General features: G+C 65.2%; 23 protein-coding genes and 1 pseudogene. 15 read left to right on the forward strand and 9 right to left on the reverse strand.

Going from position 1 to position 23,247, the window contains the following annotated elements:
• Positions 1-25 precede the first annotated feature (25 nt).
• The 15 genes from paaG (at position 26) to AC1RDJ_RS01735 (ending at position 16,609) form a co-directional block, all read left to right on the forward strand.
• On the forward strand, positions 26-817 hold the full coding sequence (gene paaG, locus AC1RDJ_RS01665) for a 2-(1,2-epoxy-1,2-dihydrophenyl)acetyl-CoA isomerase PaaG (RefSeq protein WP_289884744.1): 792 nt from the start codon (positions 26-28) through the stop codon (positions 815-817).
• Position 818: 1 nt separating this feature from the next.
• Complete coding sequence (gene paaH, locus AC1RDJ_RS01670; RefSeq protein ID WP_493026319.1) at positions 819-2,387, forward strand: 3-hydroxyacyl-CoA dehydrogenase PaaH; 1,569 nt, start codon at positions 819-821, stop codon at positions 2,385-2,387.
• Positions 2,377-2,835: a hydroxyphenylacetyl-CoA thioesterase PaaI gene (gene paaI, locus AC1RDJ_RS01675; RefSeq protein ID WP_493026320.1), complete on the forward strand. Its 459-nt coding sequence runs from the start codon at positions 2,377-2,379 to the stop codon at positions 2,833-2,835. The genes paaH and paaI overlap by 11 nt, the downstream gene beginning before the upstream one ends.
• 70 nt (positions 2,836-2,905) lie before the next feature.
• Positions 2,906-4,234 carry a phenylacetate--CoA ligase PaaK gene (paaK, locus tag AC1RDJ_RS01680; RefSeq protein WP_071326197.1) on the forward strand — a complete coding sequence of 443 codons (1,329 nt, stop codon included), beginning with the start codon at positions 2,906-2,908 and terminating at the stop codon, positions 4,232-4,234.
• Positions 4,235-4,264: 30 nt separating this feature from the next.
• On the forward strand, positions 4,265-5,470 hold the full coding sequence (pcaF, locus tag AC1RDJ_RS01685) for a 3-oxoadipyl-CoA thiolase (RefSeq protein ID WP_493026321.1): 1,206 nt from the start codon (positions 4,265-4,267) through the stop codon (positions 5,468-5,470).
• Positions 5,471-5,553: 83 nt separating this feature from the next.
• Positions 5,554-6,705 carry an ABC transporter substrate-binding protein gene (locus tag AC1RDJ_RS01690; protein WP_493026322.1) on the forward strand — a complete coding sequence of 384 codons (1,152 nt, stop codon included), beginning with the start codon at positions 5,554-5,556 and terminating at the stop codon, positions 6,703-6,705.
• Positions 6,706-6,778: 73 nt separating this feature from the next.
• Positions 6,779-7,657, forward strand: coding sequence for a branched-chain amino acid ABC transporter permease (locus AC1RDJ_RS01695; protein WP_046684305.1), 879 nt, complete (start codon positions 6,779-6,781; stop codon positions 7,655-7,657).
• Complete coding sequence (locus AC1RDJ_RS01700; RefSeq protein ID WP_493026323.1) at positions 7,654-8,670, forward strand: branched-chain amino acid ABC transporter permease; 1,017 nt, start codon at positions 7,654-7,656, stop codon at positions 8,668-8,670. Before AC1RDJ_RS01695 ends, AC1RDJ_RS01700 begins: the two co-directional genes overlap by 4 nt.
• Position 8,671: 1 nt before the next feature.
• On the forward strand, positions 8,672-9,427 hold the full coding sequence (locus tag AC1RDJ_RS01705; RefSeq protein ID WP_289884749.1) for an ABC transporter ATP-binding protein: 756 nt from the start codon (positions 8,672-8,674) through the stop codon (positions 9,425-9,427).
• Complete coding sequence (locus AC1RDJ_RS01710; protein ID WP_493026324.1) at positions 9,424-10,161, forward strand: ABC transporter ATP-binding protein; 738 nt, start codon at positions 9,424-9,426, stop codon at positions 10,159-10,161. The genes AC1RDJ_RS01705 and AC1RDJ_RS01710 overlap by 4 nt, the downstream gene beginning before the upstream one ends.
• A gap of 9 nt (positions 10,162-10,170) precedes the next feature.
• A complete protein-coding gene (paaY, locus tag AC1RDJ_RS01715) occupies positions 10,171-10,785 on the forward strand; it encodes a phenylacetic acid degradation protein PaaY (RefSeq protein WP_071321940.1) in 615 nt (204 codons plus the stop codon).
• 32 nt (positions 10,786-10,817) lie between these two features.
• Positions 10,818-12,869: a phenylacetic acid degradation bifunctional protein PaaZ gene (gene paaZ / locus AC1RDJ_RS01720; RefSeq protein ID WP_493026325.1), complete on the forward strand. Its 2,052-nt coding sequence runs from the start codon at positions 10,818-10,820 to the stop codon at positions 12,867-12,869.
• Between the two features lie 416 nt (positions 12,870-13,285).
• Positions 13,286-14,551 carry a porin gene (locus AC1RDJ_RS01725; RefSeq protein WP_493026326.1) on the forward strand — a complete coding sequence of 422 codons (1,266 nt, stop codon included), beginning with the start codon at positions 13,286-13,288 and terminating at the stop codon, positions 14,549-14,551.
• A gap of 10 nt (positions 14,552-14,561) precedes the next feature.
• Positions 14,562-14,969 (forward strand): type 2 periplasmic-binding domain-containing protein, encoded by a 408-nt coding sequence (locus AC1RDJ_RS01730; protein WP_493026327.1) that lies wholly within the window; start codon positions 14,562-14,564, stop codon positions 14,967-14,969.
• A gap of 65 nt (positions 14,970-15,034) precedes the next feature.
• Positions 15,035-16,609 (forward strand): methyl-accepting chemotaxis protein, encoded by a 1,575-nt coding sequence (locus tag AC1RDJ_RS01735; protein ID WP_493026328.1) that lies wholly within the window; start codon positions 15,035-15,037, stop codon positions 16,607-16,609.
• A 63-nt stretch (positions 16,610-16,672) separates the two neighbouring features.
• On the opposite strand, the gene AC1RDJ_RS01740 is transcribed toward AC1RDJ_RS01735, so the two are convergent.
• The 9 genes and pseudogenes from AC1RDJ_RS01740 to AC1RDJ_RS01780 form a co-directional block, all read right to left on the reverse strand.
• Positions 16,673-17,896, reverse strand: coding sequence for a M24 family metallopeptidase (locus AC1RDJ_RS01740; RefSeq protein WP_493026329.1), 1,224 nt, complete (start codon positions 17,894-17,896; stop codon positions 16,673-16,675).
• Positions 17,897-17,941: 45 nt separating this feature from the next.
• A complete protein-coding gene (locus tag AC1RDJ_RS01745; protein WP_071321946.1) occupies positions 17,942-18,463 on the reverse strand; it encodes a type II secretion system protein in 522 nt (173 codons plus the stop codon).
• Positions 18,464-18,467: 4 nt separating this feature from the next.
• The gene (locus tag AC1RDJ_RS01750; protein WP_083412091.1) at positions 18,468-18,857 is read right to left on the reverse strand and encodes a type IV pilin protein; all 390 of its coding nucleotides are present in this window, start codon (positions 18,855-18,857) and stop codon (positions 18,468-18,470) included.
• Between the two features lie 5 nt (positions 18,858-18,862).
• The gene (locus tag AC1RDJ_RS01755; RefSeq protein WP_493026330.1) at positions 18,863-19,357 is read right to left on the reverse strand and encodes a type II secretion system protein; all 495 of its coding nucleotides are present in this window, start codon (positions 19,355-19,357) and stop codon (positions 18,863-18,865) included.
• On the reverse strand, positions 19,354-21,240 hold the full coding sequence (locus tag AC1RDJ_RS01760) for a secretin GspD/PilQ domain-containing protein (RefSeq protein ID WP_493026331.1): 1,887 nt from the start codon (positions 21,238-21,240) through the stop codon (positions 19,354-19,356). Before AC1RDJ_RS01760 ends, AC1RDJ_RS01755 begins: the two co-directional genes overlap by 4 nt.
• A 17-nt stretch (positions 21,241-21,257) precedes the next feature.
• Entirely contained in the window at positions 21,258-21,797 is a 540-nt protein-coding gene (locus tag AC1RDJ_RS01765) for a hypothetical protein (protein ID WP_493026332.1), read from the reverse strand.
• The gene (locus AC1RDJ_RS01770; protein WP_071321951.1) at positions 21,794-22,414 is read right to left on the reverse strand and encodes a type 4a pilus biogenesis protein PilO; all 621 of its coding nucleotides are present in this window, start codon (positions 22,412-22,414) and stop codon (positions 21,794-21,796) included. The genes AC1RDJ_RS01765 and AC1RDJ_RS01770 overlap by 4 nt, the downstream gene beginning before the upstream one ends.
• The gene (locus AC1RDJ_RS01775; RefSeq protein WP_493026333.1) at positions 22,402-22,944 is read right to left on the reverse strand and encodes a hypothetical protein; all 543 of its coding nucleotides are present in this window, start codon (positions 22,942-22,944) and stop codon (positions 22,402-22,404) included. The genes AC1RDJ_RS01770 and AC1RDJ_RS01775 overlap by 13 nt, the downstream gene beginning before the upstream one ends.
• Positions 22,935-23,247, reverse strand: a pseudogene (locus AC1RDJ_RS01780) (hypothetical protein); the annotation flags it as partial. The gene AC1RDJ_RS01775 and the pseudogene AC1RDJ_RS01780, both read right to left, overlap by 10 nt.

The raw sequence follows: 23,247 nt of genomic DNA on the forward strand, positions 1-23,247 counted from the left end.
CGTACCCATTAAAAAGCGAGACGCCATGAGCTACCAAAACATCCTCTTCACCATCGAGCAGGGCATCGCCACGCTCACCCTGAACCGCCCCGACAAGCTCAATAGCTTTACCCAGGCCATGCACGAGGAAGTGCGCGACGCCATCGCCAAGGTCAACGCCGACAGCGCCGTGCGCGTCTTCGTGCTGACGGGCGCGGGGCGCGGCTTTTGCGCGGGGCAGGACTTGTCCGACCGCGCCGTGGAGCCGGGTTCGAAAGGCGTGGACCTGGGCGAGTCGGTGGAAAAAAACTATGCGCCGCTGGTGCTGGCCCTGAAGGCCTTGCCGATGCCCGTGATCTGCGCCGTCAATGGCGTGGCGGCGGGCGCGGGAGCCAACCTGGCCCTGGCCTGCGATATCGTCATCGCCGGCAAGTCGGCCAGCTTCGTCGAGGTGTTCTGCAAGCTGGGCCTGATCCCGGACACGGGCGGCACCTTCTTCCTGCCGCGCCTGATCGGTTCCGCGCGTGCCATGGGCCTGGCCATGCTCGGTGAAAAACTGACGGCGGAAAAAGCGGAAGACTGGGGCCTGATCTGGAAATGCGTGGACGACGCGCAGCTGGCGGAAGAAACGCAGAAATTGGCCGTGCACTTTTCCACGGCGCCGACCAAGGGCCTGGCGTTCACCAAGCAGGCGCTGGCCGCCAGCGGCGCCAACACCCTGCCGCAGCAGCTGGCGCTGGAAGCGCGCATGATGAGCGAACTCGGTAACAGCGACGATTACCGCGAAGGCGTGGCCGCCTTCATGGAAAAGCGCGCACCGCAATTCAAGGGACACTGATATGACCGCATTGGCACACAACAGCATTGTCGCCGTCATCGGCAGCGGCGCCATGGGCGCCGGCATCGCGCAGGTGGCCGCTGCCGCCGGCTACCGCGTAAAGCTGTACGACACGCGCGCGGAAGCCGTCAGCAAGGCCTTGCTGGATATCGGCAAGATGTATGCGAAGCTGGCCGAAAAGGGCCGCATGACGGCTGACGACGCGGCGGCCGCCACGGCGCGCCTGCAGGCGGCGGGCAGCCTGGCCGACGTGGCTGACGCTTCCCTGGTGGTGGAAGCCATCGTGGAAAACCTCGACGTCAAGTGCGGCCTGTTCGCCGAGCTCGAAGCGGTGGTCAGCGACGACTGCATCCTGGCGACGAATACCTCGTCGATTTCCGTTACGGCGATTGCCGCCAGGCTGCGCCGCCCGGAACGCCTGGTCGGCATGCATTTCTTTAACCCGGTGCCCTTGATGGCGCTGGTCGAGGTGATCAGTGGCCTGGCCACCAGCGCGCAAGTCGCCGCCACCGTCCACGATACGTCGATTGCCTGGGGCAAGAACCCCGTGCATGCGAAATCGACGCCGGGCTTCATCGTCAACCGGGTCGCCCGTCCGTTTTACGCGGAAGGCTGGCGCTTGCTGAACGAGCAGGCGGGCGACGCCGCCACCATCGACGCCGTGCTGCGCGAAGCGGGCGGCTTCCGCATGGGACCATTCGAATTGATGGACCTGATCGGCCACGACGTGAATTTCTCCGTCACGCAATCCGTGTTCGGCGCCTATTTCAACGATCCGCGCTTCACGCCGTCCGTGCTGCAGCAGGAAATGGTCAACGCGGGCTTCCTGGGCCGCAAATCTGGCCGCGGCTTCTACCCATATGGCGAAGGCGCGGCCGCTCCCGTGGCGCAGGCGGAAGGTCCGCAGCCGAAGCCGGAGTTCGTTGCCATCTCGGCGGCCATCGGCAGCGACGGGCGTGGCCACAGCGGCATTGTGCATAGCCTGGTGCAGCGCCTCGAGCACGCCGGCCTCACTGTCAGCCGCCGCGTCGTGCAGGAAGGCGAAACATGCGATGAAGCGCCCGCCCTGCATTGCAACGGCGCCGCGATCTACCTTACCGACGGGCGTAGCGCCACGCAGCGCGCGCACGACAACCAGCATCCGGACACGGTGCTGTTCGACCTGGCACTCGATTACGCCGCTGCCAAGCGCATCGCCGTGGCGCGCGCCGACCAGTGCAGCGATGCGGCCTATGCGGCTGCCGTGGGCCTGTTCCAGGCCGCCGGTTTCATCGTGACCCGCCTGGACGACGTGCCTGGCCTGGCTGTCATGCGCACCGTGGCCATGCTGGCCAACGAGGCGGCCGATGCCGTCAACCAGGGCGTGTGCACCGTGGCGGCCGTCGATATCGCCATGCAGAAGGGCGTCAATTACCCGCGCGGACCGCTGGCCTGGGCCGACCAGGTGGGCGTTGCCCACATCGTGACCGTGCTGCACAACCTGGCGCAGGGCTATGGCGAGGACCGTTACCGCGTCTCGCCGCTGCTGCGCCGCAAACTCGCCAATGGAGCACCGTTTCATGCCGAATGATATGTCGAATGAAGATCGCAACCTGACCGCCCAGGCCCTGGCCGAAGCTTCCGCCGCGTCCATGCTGTCGCGCGATAACGCCACCGCCGCCATGGGCATCGCCCTGGCCGAAGTACGCCCGGGCTATGCGCGCATGACGATGACGGTGCGCGCCGACATGCTCAACGGCCACCAGACCTGCCATGGCGGCTTTATCTTTGCCCTGGCAGACAGCGCCTTTGCCTTCGCCTGTAACAGCTACAACATGAACACCGTGGGCGCCGGCTGCGCCATCGACTACCTGGCGCCGGGCCGCGAAGGCGACGTGCTGACGGCCGATGCCGTCGAGCAGGCGCTGGCGGGCAAGAGCGGCGTCTATGACGTCAAGGTCAGCAACCAGGAAGGGCGCGCGATCGCGCTATTTCGCGGCAAGTCGATCCGCGTGGCCGGCGAAGTCATTAGCGATTGAAGTAGCACAAGAGCAGGTTTGAACTGCCGCAGCTGATTTGAAAAATTGAAGAACCGATTAGGAGACAATGATGGTCCAACGCTATCCCGCCCCGAATGACCTGGAAGCGATCGAGCGCGCCAGCAAGGATGAACTGCAGGCGCTGCAGCTCGAACGCATGCAATGGTCGCTCAGGCACGCCTATGACAACGTGCCCCATTACCGCGCCGCTTTCGATGCGGCGGGCGTGCATCCGGATGACCTGAAGTCCCTGGCGGACCTGGCCAGGTTTCCGTTCACGGACAAGAAGGTCTTGCGCGACAATTATCCATTCGGCCTGTTCGCCGTGCCGCGCGAGCAGGTGGTGCGCATCCACGCCTCGAGCGGCACCACGGGCAAGGCCACGGTGGTTGGCTATACGCAGAACGACATCGACACCTGGGCCAATGTGGTGGCGCGCTCGATCCGCGCCGGCGGCGGCCGCGCCGGCGACATGGTGCATATCTCCTACGGCTATGGCCTGTTCACGGGCGGCCTGGGCGCGCACTACGGCGCCGAGCGCCTCGGTTGCACGGTCATCCCGATGTCCGGCGGGCAGACGGAAAAACAGGTACAGCTGATCCAGGACTTCAAGCCATCGATCATCATGGTCACGCCATCGTACATGCTCAACATCATCGAGGAATTCACGCGCCAGGGCCTCGACCCGGCCGAATCGTCGCTGAAGGTGGGGATTTTCGGCGCCGAGCCGTGGACGGACGCCATGCGTTCGGAAATCGAGGCGCGCGCCGGCATCGACGCCGTCGACATCTACGGCCTGTCCGAAGTGATGGGTCCTGGCGTGGCATCCGAATGCATCGAAAGCAAGGACGGCCCCGTCATCTGGGAAGACCACTTTTATCCGGAGATCATCGATCCGGAAACGGGCGAAGTGCTGCCCGATGGCGAAGAGGGCGAACTGGTATTTACGTCGCTGTCGAAAGAGGCGCTGCCCATCATCCGCTACCGCACGCGTGACCTGACCCGCCTGCTGCCGCCGACGTCGCGTTCGATGCGCCGCATCGGCAAGATCACGGGCCGTTCGGACGACATGCTGATCATCCGCGGCGTCAACGTCTTCCCCACGCAGATCGAGGAACTGATCCTCAAGATGCCGCGCCTGGCGCCGCAATACCAGCTGGTGGTCACGCGCGACGGCCATCTCGACAAGCTCGAAGTCATCGCCGAGCTGCGCATCGACCTGACGTCCACCATCTCTGCCAGCGAGACGGACGCCCTGGCGCGCGAGCTGGAGCACCGCATCAAGACACACGTGGGCGTGAGCACGCGCGTGCGCCTGGTGGCCGCTTCCGGCATCGAACGCACGCTGACGGGCAAGGCCCGGCGCGTGATCGACCAGCGCCCGAAGATTTTCTCCTGATCAGACAGAATAGACAGAACAAGGACAAACATGAACGACGCTTTTATCTGTGACGCCGTGCGCACGCCCTTCGGGCGCTATGGCGGCGCGCTCTCCGGCGTGCGCGCCGACGACCTGGGCGCGCTGCCGATCGCCGCGCTGATCGCGCGCAACCCGTCCGTCGACTGGTCCGCCATCGACGACGTATTTTACGGCTGCGCCAACCAGGCGGGCGAAGACAACCGCAACGTGGGCCGCATGGCCGCGCTGCTGGCCGGCTTGCCGGATGTGGTGCCCGCCAATACCATCAACCGCCTGTGCGGCTCCAGCCTGGATGCCGTCGGCATGGCTGCCCGCTCCATCAAGGCGGGCGAGGCGGAACTGATCATCGCCGGCGGCGTGGAAAGCATGACGCGCGCGCCTTTCGTCATGGGCAAGGCCGACAGCGCGTTCTCGCGCGCGGCGAAAATCGAAGACACCACCCTGGGCTGGCGTTTCGTGAACGGCAAGATGAAGGCGCAGTACGGCATCGACACCATGCCGGAAACGGCGGAAAACGTGGCCGTGGAATTTGGCATCAGCCGCGCCGACCAGGATGCTCTGGCCTTGCGCAGCCAGCAGCGCTGGGCAGCCGCCCACGCGGCTGGCGTGTTCGAGCGCGAAATCGTGCCCGTCGCCGTGCCGCAAAAAAAGGGCGATCCTAAAATGGTCAACAGCGACGAACATCCGCGCCCGGACACCTCGCTGGAGATGCTGGCAAAGCTCAAGGGCGTGGTCAAGGCGGACGGCACCGTCACGGCCGGCAATGCCTCGGGCTTGAACGACGGCGCCTGCGCCATCCTGCTGGCGTCCGCGGCCGCCGTCGACAAATACAAGCTGACGCCGCGCGCGAAGGTGCTGGGCATGGCCACGGCCGGCCTGGCGCCGCGCATCATGGGCTTCGGTCCATCGCCGGCCTCGCGCAAGGTGCTGGCGCAGACGGGCCTGAGCATCGAACAGATGGATGTGATCGAACTCAATGAGGCGTTTGCCGCGCAGGCGCTGGCCGTCACGCGCGACCTGGGCCTGGCCGACGATGCCGCGCACGTCAATCCGAATGGCGGCGCCATCGCCATCGGCCATCCGCTGGGCGCCTCGGGCGCGCGCCTCGTGATGGCCGCGCTGAACCAGCTCGAGCGCACGGGCGGGCGCTATGCGCTGTGCACCATGTGCATCGGCGTGGGGCAGGGTATCGCCGTCGTGATCGAACGCGTATAACAAAGTAAAAACAAAAAAGGCGCAGGCTTGTAAAAAAGCGCCGACCATACATTGACCGCAGTGCCAACCTGGTGGAGACCACAATGATTGCCAATATCTTCAAGAAAACCCTAATCGCCGGCGTGCTGGCCATGTCTGCCGCGGGCGCGTACGCGGCCGAGAATATCAAGATCGGTTCCGTGCTGTCCGTCACGGGGCCGGCCGCCTTCCTGGGCGACCCTGAACTGAAAACCCTGCAGCTGTACATCGAGAAGATCAACGCGGCCGGCGGCGTCCTGGGACGCAAGCTGGAACTCGTGCACTACGACGATGGCAGCGATGCGGCCAAGGCCAATGGCTTTACCAAGCGCCTGATCGAGTCGGACAAGGTCGATGTGCTGATCGGCGGTACCACCACGGGCGCGACGATGGCGATGGCGCCGCTGGTGGACCGCGCCAGCATGCCGTTCATCTCGCTGGCGGGCGCCGTGGTCATCATCGATCCGGTGAAGAAATGGGTCTTCAAGACGCCGCACACGGACCGCATGGCGGCCGAAAAAGTGTTCGAGGACATGAAGAAGCGCGGCATCAGCAAGGTGGGCCTGCTGTCGGAAACGAGCGGCTTCGGCGCCTCGGGCCGCAAGGAATCGCAGATCGTCGCCTCCAAGTATGGCATCACCCTGGTGGCCGATGAAACCTACGGTCCGAAGGACACGGACATCACGGCACAGCTGACGCGCATCAAGAATACCAAGGGCGTGCAAGCCGTATTCGTCTTCGGCCTGGGCCAGGGCCCTGCCGTGGTCACCAAGAACTACGGCCAGCTGGGCATGGCTGCGCTGCCGCTGTACCAGTCGCATGGCGTGGCCTCCGACGAGTACCTGAAGCTGTCGGGCAAGTCCGCCGAGGGCGTGCGCCTGCCGACGCCGGCCCTGCTGATCGGCGCCATGCTGCCCGACAGCGATGCGCAGAAAGCCGTCGTCGTCGGCTACGACAAGACCTACAAGGAGCGCTACAAGATCGAACCGTCGACGTTCGGCGGTTATGCGCTCGACGCCTTGAACCTGTCGGTGGACGCCATCAAGCGCGCCGGCGGCACGGACCGCGAAAAAGTGCGCGCGGCGCTGGAGCAGACCAAGGGCTTTGTCGGCACCACGGGCGTGTTCAACATGTCGGCCAAAGACCATATGGGCCTGGACCTGTCGGCGTTCCGCATGGTCGAAGTGAAGAACGGCGAATGGCAACTGTCGAAATAATGTAAGCCGGAAGTACCTGCGCGAGGCCGCCCTCGAAGGCGGCCCGCGCGTAGCCGAACATAATGGAGACACCATGGAAGTCGCTCAATTTCTACAATTTCTGTATTCCGGGATGACGGTCGGTTCCGCCTACGCGCTGGCGGCGCTGGGCTTCACCATCATCTACAACACCAGTGGCGTGATCAACTTCGCCCAGGGCGAATTCATCATGTTGGGCGGAATGCTGGCCGCCGTGATGTCGGCCGCCGGCGTGCCGCTGCCGCTGGCCATCATCCTGGCCGTCATCGCCACGGGCCTGGTCGGCCTCCTGATGGAAAAAACCGTGATCGAGCCGGCGCAGAACGCGCAGGTCATCACGCTGCTGATCATTACCATCGGCGCCTCGCTGGTGCTGCGCGGCCTCGTGCAAATCTGGCTGGGCAAGGATACGCATTCGCTGCCAGCCTTTTCCGGCGACGCGCCGATCGAATTCCTGGGCGCCAGCCTGCTGCCGCAAAGCCTGTGGGTGCTGGGCGTGACCGTCGTCATCGTGCTGGTGCTGGGCTGGTTCTTCGGCCGCACCCTGATGGGCAAGGCCATGCTGGCCACCTCGCACAACAAGCTGGCCGCGCAACTGGTGGGCATCAACACGCGCAAAGTGCTGCTGTTTTCGTTCGGCCTGTCGGCCCTGCTGGGCGCCGCGGGCGGCATCCTCGTCGCGCCGATCACCTACACCTCGTACGACGCGGGCATCATGCTGGGCCTGAAAGGCTTTGTCGCCGCCGTATTGGGTGGCCTGGGCGGCGGCGCGGGCGCGATTGCCGGCGGCCTGATCCTCGGCATCGCCGAAGCCATGACGGCCGGCTATATCTCGTCGGCGTACAAGGACGCCGTGCCCTTCGTGCTGATTCTATTGATCCTGTTCTTCCTGCCGCAAGGCTTGTTTGGCGCCAAAAATTCGGAGCGTGTATGAAGACGCAGTTGCCAACCTTCTTTAGCCGTTCGCGCCATGGCGGGCTGCTGGTACTGGCACTCGTGCTGGCCATCCTGCCGCTTTTCCTCAGCAATGCGTTCTACTATGACGTGGCGATCCGCATCGCCCTGAATGCCATCGTCGTCATCGGCCTGAACCTGCTGATGGGCTACACGGGCCAGATCAGCCTGGGCCACGCCGGTTTCTATGGCCTGGGCGCGTATGCGTCTGCCGTGCTGACCACGCACTATGGCTGGCCGCCGCTGGCGGCACTGGCCGCCGGAGCGGTCGCCACGGGCTTGCTGGCCCTGCTGCTGGCCCGTCCCGTGCTGAAACTCAAGGGGCATACCCTGGCCATGGCGACCCTGGGCCTGGGCATCATCATTTCCATCGTCATCAACAACGAGACGCAATGGACGGGTGGGCCGGACGGCATCGGCGTATCCGCCTTCACGGTGGCCGGCCTGGAAATCGCCGGCGAAAAATCGTGGTACATCGTGTGCGCCGTGCTGCTGTTGCTGGTCACGTGGCTGGCCCTGAACTTGATCGATTCGCCGGTCGGCCGCGCGCTGCAGGCCATCCACGGTTCGGAAGTGGCAGCCCGCGTGGTGGGCGTCGACACGACGCGCTTCAAGGTGCGCGTGTTCGTGCTGTCGGCGGTGATCGCCAGCATCGCGGGCAGCATCAGCGCCCACTACATCGGTTTTATTACCCCCAACCTGGCCGGTTTCTTCCACTCGATCGAGCTGGTGACGATGGTGGTGGTGGGCGGCATGGCGTCGATCTTCGGCTCCATCATCGGCGCGGCCCTGCTGACGGTCCTGCCGCAGCTGCTGTCCAGCTTTGAGGGCTGGGAAACGGTGGTGTTTGGCGTGATCCTGATGGCCACCATGATCTTCATGCCGAAAGGCCTCGTGCCCAGCCTGGCCAGCCGCTCGCGCAAGCGGGCAGGGGTGCCGCAGGCACCCAAAGCCCCCGAAGGCGCGGCAAAACCACCGGCGCAGGAGGTATGAAATGCTGACGATTAAGAACCTGAGCAAGAGCTTTGGCGGCGTGCACGCGGTGCAGGACGTGAGCTTCACGGTCAAGGAGGGCAATATCCACTCCGTGATCGGGCCGAACGGCGCCGGCAAGACGACCCTGTTCAACCTGATCACCGGTGTCTACACGCCGACCAGGGGAGAAATCCTGCTCAATGGCGAGAACGTGGCGGCCATGCCGCCCGACGCGCTGGCGCGGCGCGGCATGAGCCGCACCTTCCAGAACCTGCAGGTGTGCATGAACATGACGGCCATCGACAACGTGATGGTGGGCGCGCATTTGCGCCTGAACCAGAACCTGTTCGCCTCCATGCTGCGCCTGCCTTCCGTGCGGCGTGCCGATGCGGCGTGCCGCGACGAGGCGGCGGGCCTGATGGAGTTTGTCGGCGTGGGGCGGCATATCGACGACGAGGCGGGGCAGATGTCGTACGGCGCGTTAAAACGCCTGGAGATCGCCCGCGCGCTGGCGGCCAAGCCGAAGGTGCTGCTGCTCGATGAGCCGGCGGCCGGCTTGAACCACACGGAAACGGGCGAGATCGAAGCGCTGATCCGCAAGGTGGCGCAGTCGGGCGTGACGGTGGTGCTGGTCGAGCATGACATGAAGCTCGTGATGAATCTGTCGGACCATATCCTGGTGCTCGACTATGGCAAGAAGCTGGCCGAGGGAACCGCCGCCGAAGTGCGCGCGAATCCCGACGTGGTGGCGGCGTATCTGGGAGTGGCGGCATGATGCAGGAGAATCTCAACAAGCAATCGTCGCTGGTACTCGATATCCGGGGACTCACCAGCCATTACGGCCGCATCCAGGCCCTGCACGGCATTGACCTGCAGGTGCGCCAGGGGCAGCTGGTGGCGCTGGTGGGCGCGAACGGCGCCGGCAAGACGACCCTGCTGCGCGCCATCTCCGGCGTGCAGCCGATCAGCGCCGGCAGCATCGCCTTTGCCGGACAGGACGTGAGCCGCATGAGCGCCGACAGGCGCGTGCGCGCCGGCATTTGCCAGGTGCCGGAAGGGCGCCAGGTGTTCGGCCCCATGACGGTCGAGGATAATCTGCGCCTGGGCGCCTTTACGCGCCCCGCGCAGGACGTGGCGGGCGACATGGAGCGCATGTACGGCCTGTTCCCGATTTTGAAGGAAAAACGCGGCCTGCTGGCCGGGACGCTCTCTGGCGGCCAGCAGCAGATGCTGGCCATGGCGCGCGCGCTGATGGGCCGTCCGCAACTGCTGCTGCTCGATGAGCCGAGCATGGGCCTGGCGCCCCTGCTGATCGCGGAAATCTTCCGCATCGTCGCCGAACTGCGCGACCAGGGCATCACCATCTTCCTCGTCGAGCAGAATGCGCATGCGGCCCTGTCGATCGCCGACGTCGGTTATGTGATCGAGACGGGCGCCATTACGCTGTCCGGCCCCGGTCCCGAATTGCTGCATAACGAGCAGGTACAAAGCGCCTATCTGGGCATGTAAGGAGTTTGTATGGTCAAAGTGTATGAAATCAACGGCGTCACCCCCGTCGTCCACCCCAGCGCCTATGTGCATCCGAGCGCGGTGCTGATCGGCGACGTGATCGTCGGCCCGCGCTGCTATATCGGCCCGCTGGCCTCGATCCGCGGCGACTTCGGCCGCCTGATCCTGGAGGAAGGCGCCAATCTGCAGGACACCTGCGTCATGCATGGTTTCCCCGGCTGCGACACGGTGGTCGAGGTCGACGGCCATATCGGCCACGGCGCCGTGCTGCACGGCTGCCGCATCGGTCGCAATGCGCTGGTCGGCATGAACGCCGTGGTGATGGACAACGCCGTCATCGGCGAGGAATCCATCGTCGCGGCCATGAGTTTCGTCAAGGCGGGCATGATCGTCGCGCCGCGCAGCATGGTGGTCGGCACGCCGGCCAAGGTGATGCGCGCGCTGACCGACGATGAAATCAAATGGAAAAGCTCGGGCACCGGCCAGTACCATGAGCTGGCCGTGCGCTCCATGCAGACGATGCGCGAAGTGGAAGCCCTGACGGAAGTCGAGGCGAACCGCCAGCGCCTGAATTTTGAATCGGCCTTGCCGCTGCATTTGCACAAGAACGCCGCAGCGCAGTAAGCACGCAGTAAACCAACATAGGAGTAGTATCCATGGCTCAAATATCCACGCTGCAAAGCCTGATCGCCGGCCGCTGGCTGGGCGAAAGCGCCGCCGTGCCCCTGCACAGCGCCTTGAACAACCGCGTCATCTATCACACGCACGCGGAAAAGATCGATTTCGACGAAGCCGTCACCTATGCCCGCAAGACGGGCGTGCCGGGCCTGATGGCGCTGGACTTCCAGCAGCGCGCCGCGCGCCTGAAAGCGCTGGCGCTGTACCTGGTCGAACGCAAGGAAGAACTGTATGCGATCTCGCACCTGTCGGGCGCCACGCGCGCCGACAGCTGGGTCGATATCGAAGGCGGCACGGGCACCCTGTTCGCCTACGCCAGCATGGGCAGCAACGAGCTGCCGTCGTCGAACGTGCTGCACGAAGGCCCGGCCATCGCGCTCGGTAAAAAAGGTGGCTTCGCCGGCACGCACATCCTGGTGCCGCGCGGCGGCCTGGCCGTGCACATCAACGCCTTCAATTTCCCCATCTGGGGTCTGCTGGAAAAATTCGCCCCGAGTTTTCTCGCCGCCATGCCCTGCATCGCCAAGCCGGCCACGGCGACGAGCTACCTGACGCAGGCCGTCGTGCGCATGATGCACGAATCGGGCCTGCTGCCGGCCGGCAGCCTGCAGCTGGTGATCGGCTCCACGGGCGACTTGCTGGACCGCCTGAATGGCCAGGATTTCGTCACCTTCACGGGATCGGCCGCCACCGCCGCCAAGCTGCGCACGAATCCGAACCTGATCGCCCAGTCCGTGCCGTTCAATGGCGAAGCCGATTCGCTCAACTGCGCCATCCTGGCGCCGGACGTCACGCCCGACGACGTGGAGTTCGACCTGTTCGTCAAGGAAGTCGTGCGCGAGATGACGGGCAAGTCGGGCCAGAAGTGCACGGCCATCCGCCGCATCATCGTGCCCGAGCACCTGATGGACGCCGTCGGCACGCGGCTGCGCGAGCGCCTGGCCAAGGTGGTGGTGGGCGACCCGTCCATCGAAGGCGTGCGCATGGGCGCGCTGGCTTCGAAAGAGCAGCAGAACGACGTGGCCGAGCGTGTCGCCACCCTGTCGCAGGGCAATGAAGTGGTGTTCGGCGCAGCCGACGGCTTCAATCCCCTGGGTGATGGCGCGCAGGAGGGCAGCTTCTTTTCGCCGACCCTGCTGCTGTGCCGCGACGCCTTCGGCAACGATGCCGTGCATGACGTGGAAGCGTTCGGCCCCGTCAGCACCATGATGGGCTATACGGATATCGACGAGGCGCTGGCGCTGGCCGCGCGCGGCAAGGGCAGCCTGGTGAGCACCCTGGTGACGCGCGATCCGAAGATCGCCGCGCGCGTGGTGCCGCAAGTGGCGGCCACGCATGGCCGCGTGCATGTGCTCGAGCGCGTGGCGTCCGTCGATTCGACGGGCCATGGCTCGCCCCTGCCGCAACTGAAGCATGGCGGCCCTGGCCGCGCGGGCGGCGGCGAAGAGCTGGGCGGCGTGCGCGCCGTGCGCCACTACCTGCAACGCGCGGCGGTACAGGGTTCGCCGACCATGCTGGCGGCGATCACCGGCGAATACGTGCGCGGCGCGGACGTCAATGAAAGCCCGATCCACCCGTTCCGCAAGCATTTCGAGGACCTGAAGACGGGCGACTCGCTACTCACGCACCGCCGCACGGTCAGCGAAGCGGACATCGTCGCCTTCGGCGGCATCTCGGGCGACTTCTTCTACATGCACTTCGACGAGATCGCGGCCAAGGAATCGCAGTTCGGCAAGCGCATCGCCCATGGCTACTTCGTGCTGTCGGCCGCCGCCGGCCTGTTCGTTTCGCCCGGTGTCGGCCCCGTGCTGGCCAACTATGGCCTGGACAACCTGCGCTTCGTCGCGCCCGTCGCCATCGGCGACACCATCCGCGCGCGCCTGACCTGCAAGCGCAAGGTCGACCGCAACCGCAAGGACGTGTTTGGCGTGGGCCAGGGCGTCGTTGCATGGGACGTGCAGGTGACCAACCAGAACGAAGAACTGGTGGCCAGCTACGATATCCTGACGCTCGTCTCGAAGCGCGAGTAAGCGTCTCAGGCAGGACTGGTTTGACCGGCGCCGCCCGCGATATTCGCGCGGGCGGCGTTTTTTATGGGCGCCGCGCGATTCATGTAGGGCTCCGTTATTTTTGTCTTGAATTATCCATAAGTGTATGAAAAATAGGGATAAAGTGTGGTTTCACGCGGCGTGCTATTTAGAAAATCTCCTCTAGAAAGCGTGCTTTTTCCTGCAAAAACGGCGAAATGGCTCATTGCCTCAGGAAAACTTTCCAAAGTAAAACCTTTTCTCTGTAGCATGGTTTGACTCACTGGTCACGCTGCCATGCACCCGATGCACGGCGATGGCGGCGTGCAAAAAATGGACCCGGCCTGTCACGGCCGGTGAGCCTTCGACCGCGAGTCCACTCCACGATTAACGTTCTCCGCTACGGGTATTTGATTACTATGAATAAACACGTCCTGCTTTTGCTGCTGGCCATGCCCCTGGCTATCAGCCATGCCTACGCCGAAGATGCCGCCAGCGGCCCCACCGTCAAGATCAGCGGCTACGGTACGGCCGCGCTGACCATGGCCGATACGGACAGCGCGCAGTTTGCGCGTCCCAACCAGGCCAGCGGCGCGGGCCGCACCGCCCGCACGGGCGTCGATTCCAACCTGGGCCTGCAGGCCAGCGTCACCGTCAACCCGTGGCTGTCGGCCACCGCGCAAGGCCTGGCGCGCAAGGATGGCGAAGATGATTTCGGCGCCGAACTGGCCTGGGCCTTCGCCAAGGCCAAGGTGTCGGACAGCTTCAGCGTGCGCATTGGCCGCATGGGCCTGCCCGTCTTCATGATTTCCGATTACCGCAACGTGGGCTATGCCAACACCATGCTGCGTCCGCCCGGCGAGATGTATTCGCAGGTGCCGCTCAACAGCATCGACGGCATCGACGGCACGTATCAGTTCAGTGCGGGCGACACCAGCGTGACGACGCAGCTGGCGCTGGGCAGCACCAAGGCGACCCTGGCGACGGGACCCGATTCGACCGTGCATGTCAAAGGCAAGTCCATCGTTGCCCTCAATGTGGTGGCCGAACATGGCCCGGTCACCGTGCGTTTCGGCCGCGCCGAGACCAAGCTGACCATCGACGATTCGCCGAGCCAGAATACCCTGATTGCCAGCCTGCGCGCGGCCGGTTCCGGCTACAAGTTCGCCCAGCTGGGCGCCCTGGCCGATGCGCTGGTGGTGAAGGACAAGAAAGCGTCGTTTACGTCCGTCGGCCTGGGCCTGGACTGGAACAATGTGCTGCTGCAGTCCGAATATGCGAAGCGCAAGACCGACAGCTATGTCAGCGACAGCACCTCGTGGTACGTGATGGCCGCTTACCGCATCGGCGCTTTCCTGCCGTACTACAGCCACGCCAGCCTGAAGGCCGATGGACGCGTGAACAACACCGTGCCTGCCGCATGCCCGCCAGGTTACCCGGCCGCCTGCACGCCGACCCTGCGCGCGCTGTCGGCCGGCGTCGACACCATGGCCAACACGCGCAACCAGCTGGAACAATCGACGGACAGCATCGGCGTGCGCTGGGATTTCCACCGCTCGGCCGCCTTGAAAGTGCAGATCGACCGCATCAAGCCGAAAAATGGCCAGGGCCTGTTCGTGCAAGCCAAGCCAGGCTTCCATGGCCCCGTCACGGTGGCTGCCGCCGCCATCGATTTCGTTTTCTAAGGAGCGCCGCATGAAACCAATGATTGTGAATGTGGCTGCCTTGCTGGCGCTGGCAATCGCCGTTCCCGCCATGGCCGAAGTGGTCGTGGTGGTCAATACGAAGAATGCCGCAGCTGCCATGACGAATGAGCAGGTGGCCCAGTTCTTTCTCGGTAAATCGACGACCATGACGCCGATCGACCAGCCGGAAAGCGCCCCCGTGCGCGCCGAGTTCTACAAGAAAGTGACGGACAAGGAACCGTCGCAGGCGAAGGCGCTGTGGTCCAAGCTGGTTTTCACGGGCAAGGCCACCTTGCCGAAGGAAGTGGCGAATAGCGCCGACGTGAAGAAGGCCGTCGCCGCCGATCCGAAAGCCATCGGCTATATCGAGAAAAGTGCCGTCGACGGCACGGTGAAAGTGGTGCTGACGACGCCATAAGGCCGTCATGGCGGCATGCGGCGACGCATGCCGCCTTTTGCACGAGATAACATCAGGAGACAGCAATGAGCATCAAACGCAAGATATGGGCGCTACCTGTCGTCTCGGCCGTCATTTTCGGACTGGGACTGGCAGTCAGCGCCTATCTGTCCACGGCCGCACTCAATTCCATTCACGCCACCGAAAGCGTGGACTATCCGGTGCTCGACATGGCCAAGTCGCTGACCCTGGACGTAGCCGCCGTCGGCGACGCCTTGCGCGACGCCGTCAGCGAAGGCGACAAGGAGCGCATCGCCCAGGTCGATGGCCAGGCCGTCAAGCTGCGCGCGAAGCTCGACGCCTTTGCCGCGATTCCGGGCCAGCGCGAGCATGGGCTGCGGCTGGCCAGGGAATTCGATGCCTACTATGCGCCGGCCCTGAGCGCGGCGCGCATCATGCTGGAAATGGAAGAGGGCGACCCGCAAGCCACCGTGGCGCGCATGCAGGGCGCGCTGGCTGCGCTCAATACGGACCTGGCGAAGACCAACGAGCAGGCGCAATCGCAGTTCAAGCAGGGCATCGAACGCAGCGCGGCCAATGTGCGCAATGCGCTCAATACCAGTATCGCCGTGGCGCTGATTGTCATCGTCTGCCTGGTGGCCGTCTCGCACTTCGTCGTGCGCGCCATCTGGCAGCAGCTGGGCGGCGAGCCCGAATACGCGCGCCAGATCGCGCGCGCCGTGGCCGACGGCGACCTCTCGATGGATATCGCCACCGAGGCGGGCGACCAGGCCAGCCTGCTGGCGGCCTTGAAGGACATGCGCGGCAAGCTGGGCGGCATGGTTTCCGACATCAAGGCGTCGGCCGAAACCATCCAGGTAGCCAGTGCTGAAATCGCGCAGGGCAATGCGGACCTGGCCGCGCGCACGGAATCGCAGGCGGGCAGCCTGGATCAGACGGCCCGCAGCATGGACAGTCTCACAAGCACCGTGCGCGACAACGCCGCCAACGCGGGCCAGGCGCATGCACTGGTGGTGTCGGCGTCCTCGGTGGCGGTCAAGGGCGGGCAAGTGGTCAGCCAGGTGGTGACCACCATGGGCGAGATCAACGACTCATCGAAGCGCATCGTCGACATCATCGGCGTCATCGACAGCATCGCCTTCCAGACGAACATCCTGGCGCTGAATGCGGCCGTGGAAGCGGCGCGCGCGGGCGAACAGGGACGCGGCTTTGCTGTCGTGGCCTCCGAGGTGCGCAACCTGGCGCAGCGCAGCGCCGGCGCGGCGCGCGAAATCAAGCAGCTGATCGGCGATTCGGTGGCGAAGGTGAATGTCGGCTCGAAGCTGGTCGACGAGGCGGGGCTGACCATGGGCCAGATCGTCGATTCGGTGAAGAAGGTGGCCGATATCATGGCCGAGATCAGCGCCGCCAGCCAGGCGCAGAGCGCCGGCATCGGCGACATTGGCGTGGCCATCGGCAGCATGGACCAGATGACGCAGCAAAATTCCGCGCTGGTGGAGGAAGCATCGGCGGCGGCCGAATCGCTGCAGGAACAGGCCGTGCAACTGGGTACGGCGCTGGCCGTGTTCAAGCTGGCGCAAGTGAGCGCTGTGTCGGATTACGCGCAGGGCGCTAATCCGACCTACCTGACATTGCGGTGATGCCAGCTTGACCTGCCTGGCATGGCGTAGGTTGGATTAGCGCAGCGTAATCCAACACCTGGACTACGCCTGCAGGCCGAACGGATCGTCGATGCTGTGCGCCGGCTGCGTGAACCAGCGCGGACCATTCTCCGTCATGTAGAAATGGTCTTCGTGACGGATGCCGAATTCGCCGGGGATGCAGATCATCGGCTCGTTCGAGAAACACATGCCCACGTCCAGCGGCGTGGTGTCATTGCCGACCAGGTAAGGCCATTCGTGGATGTCGAGGCCGATGCCGTGGCCCGTGCGGTGCGGCAGGCCGGGCAGCTTGTAGCCGGGGCCAAAGCCGTCGGCCTCCAGCGAGACGCGGGCGGCGCGGTCGACGTCGCCGCAGGGAACGCCCAGCCGGGCGGCGGCAAACGCTGCGGCCTGCGCCGCCTTTTCGCTGTTCCACACGGAGCGTTGGCGCTCGCTGATGGCGCCGAACACATAGGTGCGCGTGATATCGGAGATGTAGTTCATCACCTGGCAACCCGTGTCGATCAACACCGTGTCGCCCGCCTTCAGCGTCTGCACGTAATTGACGCCATGCGGGTAGGCGGTGGCTTCGCCGAACAGCACGATGCAGAAGTAGGAGCGCGGCGCGCCTACCTTGCGGTGCGCGCGCTGGATGAATTCCTCCACTTCCACCGTCGTGATGCCTTCGTACAGCATGCTGGCCGTGGCCACGTGCACGGTCAGGGTCATGTCCATCACGCGCTGCATCAGGGCGATTTCCGCCTCTGACTTGCGGCTGCGGCAGTATGCCGTCACGGCGCGCGCGTTTTCCAGCGCGTAGCCGGCGGCCAGCGGCTTGATGCCGTCGTAGATGAAAAAGGCTGCGCTTTCGCAAATGCCCACGCGCGGCGGCCTGGCCACATCCTGCGCCACGCCCATGCGGGCCAGCACGTCGACGAACAGCTGGTACGGGCTTTCATGCTCTTCCCAGCAATTGACCTTGCCCTCGATGAGCATGAAGCCCTTCAAGGTGCTTTCCTCGAAGGCGGGAGCGATGTATTCGATCTCGCCGCTGGCCGGCAGGATGGCGCCCACCATGCGTTCGCTGGCATACCATTTGGTGCCCGTGAAGTAGGTGAGGTTGGCGCCCGCGTTCAGATAGATCGCGGCGATGCCCTGTTCGCGCATATAGGCTTGCGCCTTGCCGATGCGTTGCGCGTGTTCGTCCTTGCCGATGGCGACCATGCCGCCTGTCATGTCCGACAACGATGCCAATGCCTGTTCGATGGAAGTGCCACCTATGCTCATGCCTGCTCCTTTGTGCGATGCGCGATGCTGAAAGCGAGCATGATATCAGTTCGGGGCTTTCGGCTTGAGCCCGGGCGCGCCGCCGGCGGCATCGGGCGGCGTCAGCACCAGGTCGTGCGGATAGGTGAATTGCCAGTCCGCGTAGCGCTGCTTGCGGCGCAGGCTGGCGTCTTCATCGAGGAAGTTGTCCTGCTTGACCGGCAGCTGCGGCGACAGCGAATGGATGCCGACGATGCGTCCCTCCTGCCGCAGCAGGCCCCATTCCGCCTTGCCGGTGACGGGATCCGCATACAGGCGGCGCAGGTGCCGTCTGGCGTTGGCGAAGCGCGGATCCTTCAGCAATTCCTGCATGGTCAGCGGATAGCGGGGGCGTCCGTCATCGGGCGTGCTTTCATAGTAGCGTCCCAGCGCATTGCGGAATTCATGGCCGATGAACAGCAGTGCGCGTTCCTTGTCGCGCCGCGCGGCCGTGGCATGCAGTTCGCTGGCCAGCACCAGGCCCACGCCCATGAAGGCCACCAGCATCAGGGTCCAGATGTAGGCGAAGCCTGCTGCCCGCCGCCGCATTTTCCTAGAGCTGTTCAAAGGGGATGCCCTCGCGCGTCTTGCCCTTGGCGCCGCTGCGCACGTCGGCCACGCCGCTGATCTCGCCATTGGGTGAAGGGATCAATTGCCAGGTGGCGGCGGACTCCGTGACGGGGTCCAATGGCACGCTGCGGAAGTAATGGTGGGTCACGAGGTCGGCCAGCGCGGCCGGATACTCCCCCTTGTCGGCATAGTATTTATCCAGGCCGCTCCGGAGCACCTGCAGGTTTTCCTTCAGGGCGACTTCCTTCGACTTTTCCACCGAACCGAAGTAGCGGGGAATGGCGATCGTCAGCAGCAGCGAGATGATCGCCAGCACCACCAGCAGTTCGACCAGGGTGAAGCCGCGCAGGCGGCGCGGGGAGGGCAGGCGCATGGCAGTCACCATTCGTTGAGCGGCACGCCGTTCAGGCCCACCTTGGTCGAGCGCGAGGCGACGTCGAACACGTCCTCGCCTTCGCTGGGATTGTCGGGCGGCGAAGCGTAGGCGCGCTTGCTCCAGCTGTCGGCGGCGCTGCCGGCCTGGCCATCCGTGCCTGTTGCGTGAAACGGGTCGCGCGGCAGGCGGCGCAGGAAATAGATGTTCTGCTTGGACGGGCTGCGCTGGTCGGGCACGCCTTCGACCAGTTCATCGAGTTTTTTCGGATAGCCCGATCCTCCCAGCGACAGCTTGATGCGGCCGTTGTCGGACGCGCGCTTGTAGGCGTCGATGGCTTCGCGGATCTCGATCAGAGCCGAACGCAATTCGTGCTCCTTCGCCCGTTGCAGCGCCACCTGCGCCATCGGCACGGCCACCGTGGCCAGGGTCGCCATGATCGCCAGGGTGATCATCAGCTCGATGAAGGTAAAGCCACGCTGAAGACCATGCCGCTTCACTGGCCACCCTTGACGGTGGCGCTGGGCGTGGCGGCAGGCTTGTCGCCGACAGGCGCTTCGTCGCCGCCCGTCATGGGCGAGACGGCGCGCGGCGCTGCCTGCTCGGGCGCGGCGCTGGCTTCCGCGGCGCCGCCCACGCTGGCGCGGCCGCCCACGGCCGCCTCGGTGCCGGAATTGAATTCGGCCGTCATCAGGTCCGGCCTGCGGATGCTGCGCAGCAGGCGCGGCGTGATCGACAGCACGATCTCGCTGCGCATGGCATCGTCCTTCTGGCTGCCGAACAGGCGGTTCAGCACGGGCAGCTCGCCCACGCCGGGCACCTTGTTGGCCGTGCCCCGGTCCTCGTCGCTGATCAGCCCGGCCAGCACCTGCGTCTCGCCATCCTTCAGGCGCAGCACGGTCGACGCGCTGCGCGTGCCGATCTGGTAAGCCTGCGTGCCCGTCTTGCTGATCACTTCCTTGACGACGTTCGACACTTCCAGGTTGATCTTGATGGCCACTTCGTCGTCCAGGTAGACATTCGGTTCGACGTCGAGCTTCAGGCCCACGTCGATGTAATTGACGCTGTCGGAGCTGACGCCGTTATTCGTCGTGACGGTAATGACGGGCACGCGGTCACCGATCAGGATCTTGGCCTTTTCCTTGTTGCGCACGCGGATGCGCGGATTGGCCAGGATATTGCTGTCGCTGTCGGTCTTGTTGGCATTCAGGGTAACGCCGCCGATGCCCAGGTTGATATTGTCGCCATTGATGCGGTGCAGGTCCGCCACCTTCAAGCCACCGAGTCCGCTGCCGACGCCGGCCAGTGTCAGGCTGGCCTGGTCCGGCCAGCGCACGCCCAGCTCCATCAGGCGCGTGCGTTTCACTTCCAGCACCTCAACCTCGAGCATCACTTCCGGGTCGGCCAGGTCCTGCACGTTGATGATGCGTTCGGCCATGCGCACCATTTCCGGCGTATCGCGCAGCATGATGATGCCCAGGCGTTCATCGGTAACGACGTCCTTCGCCTTGAGCAGGGTCTTGATGGAAAACGCCACGGTCTTGACGTCGGCATTGGTGATGAAAAAGGTGCGCACCACCAGCTGCTGGTAGTCCTTCACCTTTTGCGGCGTGTTCGGGTAAATCGTGATCGACTTGTCGCTGGTGACGCTTTGCTCGAGCTGATTGGCCCCCAGCAGCATGGCGATGGCTTCCTCGATGCTGGTGTCGCGCACGGAAATGGTGGCGCGCAGGGCGGGGTCGACTTCCTTGTCGAAGACGAAATTCAGGCCCGAGACCTTGCTGATGAAGTCGAAGACGGAGCGCAGCGGCGCATCGCGGAACTCCAGGGTCACGGGTTTGCGGTAGGCGGCCGCCAGCTTGCCGCCGGCCGGCAGGCTTTTCGCCTGCGCCTCGCCGATGCGGGCTTTCAGCAGCAAGGCGTCGCGCTGGGCGGGACGCTCCTGCAGCACCTGGCGCAAGGTGTCCTGCGCCTGGGCGATATTCGCCTCGCCGCCGCGCTGGTAGCTGGCCTGCGCTTCCTGCACCAGCTTGCGGTGGCGCTCATCCTGCGCCACGCCGGCCAGGCCCCGCTGCGCCACGTCGTTGCTGGCGTCCAGCGCCAGCGCCTGGCGATACAGCGCCTGCGCCTCGGGCAGGCTGCCTTGCTGGCGCAGCGCATCGGCGCGGCCGTTCAGGCTATTGAGCGCGCGCATCCTGCCATTCGTGACGGCGATGCGGTACTTGGCGTTGGTCGGTTCCGCCTGCGCCGCCTGCTCCAGCAGGGCCAGTCCCTGTTCCGTGCGGCCGGCGCCCAGCATGGCCTGGCCGTCGTTAAAAGCCTGGTTGCCGGCGCAGGCGGCCAGCAAGGACAGCAAGGGCAGCAAAGCAAGACTGCGTGGCATACGTGGCGCGCATCGTTTCAATTGAGGTCCCCTACGGCGAGTGTCTGTTTCTGGTTGAGCGGTAGATAGGTAAATTGCAGGGCGCCCTGCACCACGCCGTCGAAGCGATAGCGCTCCTCGAGCATGTCGCCGGGCCGCGCCACCACATTGCGTTCGCCCGCCTGCAGGAAGTAGGCGGCCTTGCCTTCGTCGACAAAGCGCCCGAGGAACTGGAACGGCAGGGGTGGCGGCGCATTCGCATCGACGGCCGCCGCAGGCAGCGCAGCCTTGGCCGCCTGCTGGTCGAGCATGATCTTTTTCGGCGTCTCCGGCTGCCAGCTCTGCTTGGTAAACAGGGTGGCCGCCTCTTCATCGTCGAGCGCGCGGCGCGGATGGATGGCCAGCGCCGACGGGGGAGCGGGTGGCGCGGCCACGGCAAGCGCAGGCGCCGCCGGTACCCGCTCCACCTGGCGCGTGGTGGCGGTGGCCGGTCCGACGATGCTGCCTTCGTCTTCCGGCGCGAAGAGGGCGGCCAGCAAGGTCGCCACGGCGGCGCCGGCCAGCACGACTTTTTTCATGGCCGCACCTCCGGCTTTTTCACCAGCAGGATGAACTGGATGCGCGCCTCGATTTCTCCCGCTTCGATCTGTTCGCGCTTGAAGATCACGGAGTCGAGGGTCAAGGTAGGCAATTCCTGCAAGGCGTCGACGATGAAGGTTTGCAGCTGCATGTATTCGGCCTTCACGGGCAGCGTGATCTGGTAGCGCAGGAACGCCATGTTGCCGTCCTCCTGCGGCTTGTAGTCGGCCTTGGCGAGGGTCACGCCGCTCTTCTGCGCCACGGCCAGCAATTGCTGCAGCTGCTCGGGGATGCTGTCATGCGCGGGCAGGTAGGCATGGAAGGCGGCCAGGCTGTCGGCGTCGCCGTCCGTGCTGACGGGTGCCTGCGGCAGTGCCGCCTGCCTGGCGGCCGTCGCCAGCTGTGCCGCCAGCTGCTGCTGGCGCGCCGCCAGTGCGCCGCCTTGCTGCACGGCGAAGGCGGCCAGCGCCAGGCATGCCGCGCCGATGGCGCTGGGCCAGCCCAGCCTGCGCCCCAGGCGCGCCGCTTCCCATGCGAGACGCGGCGGCATGCGCAGTTGCAGGCGTGGACGAGCCAGCGGCGTATTGGCTTTGAATACGGGTTTTATTGCCGCCATTGCGCCTCCAGTTGAAAACGATACGGGTGTTCCGGCGCGTTGGCGTTCATTTCATGCTTGAGCAGGTACACGGAGCTGAACATCGGCTGCTGGTTCAGGAAGGCCAGGTAATTGAGCATGTCCTGCGGCGTTTCCGCTTCGGCGGCGATCTTCAGGGCGCTGGCGCCATCCTGTCCCTGCTGCGCATTCAGGTCCAGACCCAGCAGGGCGATGCGCACGTCGCGTGGCGGCTGCACCGTCTTGATCAGGCGCGTGACGGGCAGATTGAGCTGGCGCACGGCGGTGGCCACCAGTTTCAGTTCGATGTCGCGCTCGCGCTGCTGGCTGGCCGACAGCGGCGGGCGCACCGCGCGCGCGGGCTGCAGTTGCGCCAGTTGCGCTTCCAGGCGCCGCGTTTCCTGCGCCTGCACCAGCCACAGCACGGTGGCCGGCAGCAGGACGGCGATGCCCGTCAGGCACAGCGCCAGACGCCAGCCGGAAAACGCCTGCGTCGCGCCAGGCGGCAGGAATTCGAGACGGCTCAGGCCCATGCCGCCTCCCGCATCAGGTGCGCGGCGCTGGCCACGGCGACGGGCTCGAAGCGTTCCGGCACGTTCGCCTGCGGCACGCCGCTCAAGTCGATCAGCGTCACGCGTTCGATGGCGTCGAGCTGCGGCGCGCGCAGGTTCCAGCGCCGCCACGCCCGTTCCAATTCATCGCCCCAGGCCTCGGCGCAGGGCTGGCTGTGGATGGCGGCAATGCGCCCGCCGCTGCTGGTGGCCAGCAGCAGCCGTCCCGCCTCCACCAGGGCGAAGGCGGCCAGCTTGCCGCAGGGGAGGGGGGGGGTGGGGGGG

The organism is Janthinobacterium sp. GW822-FHT07H10, assembly GCF_058798675.1.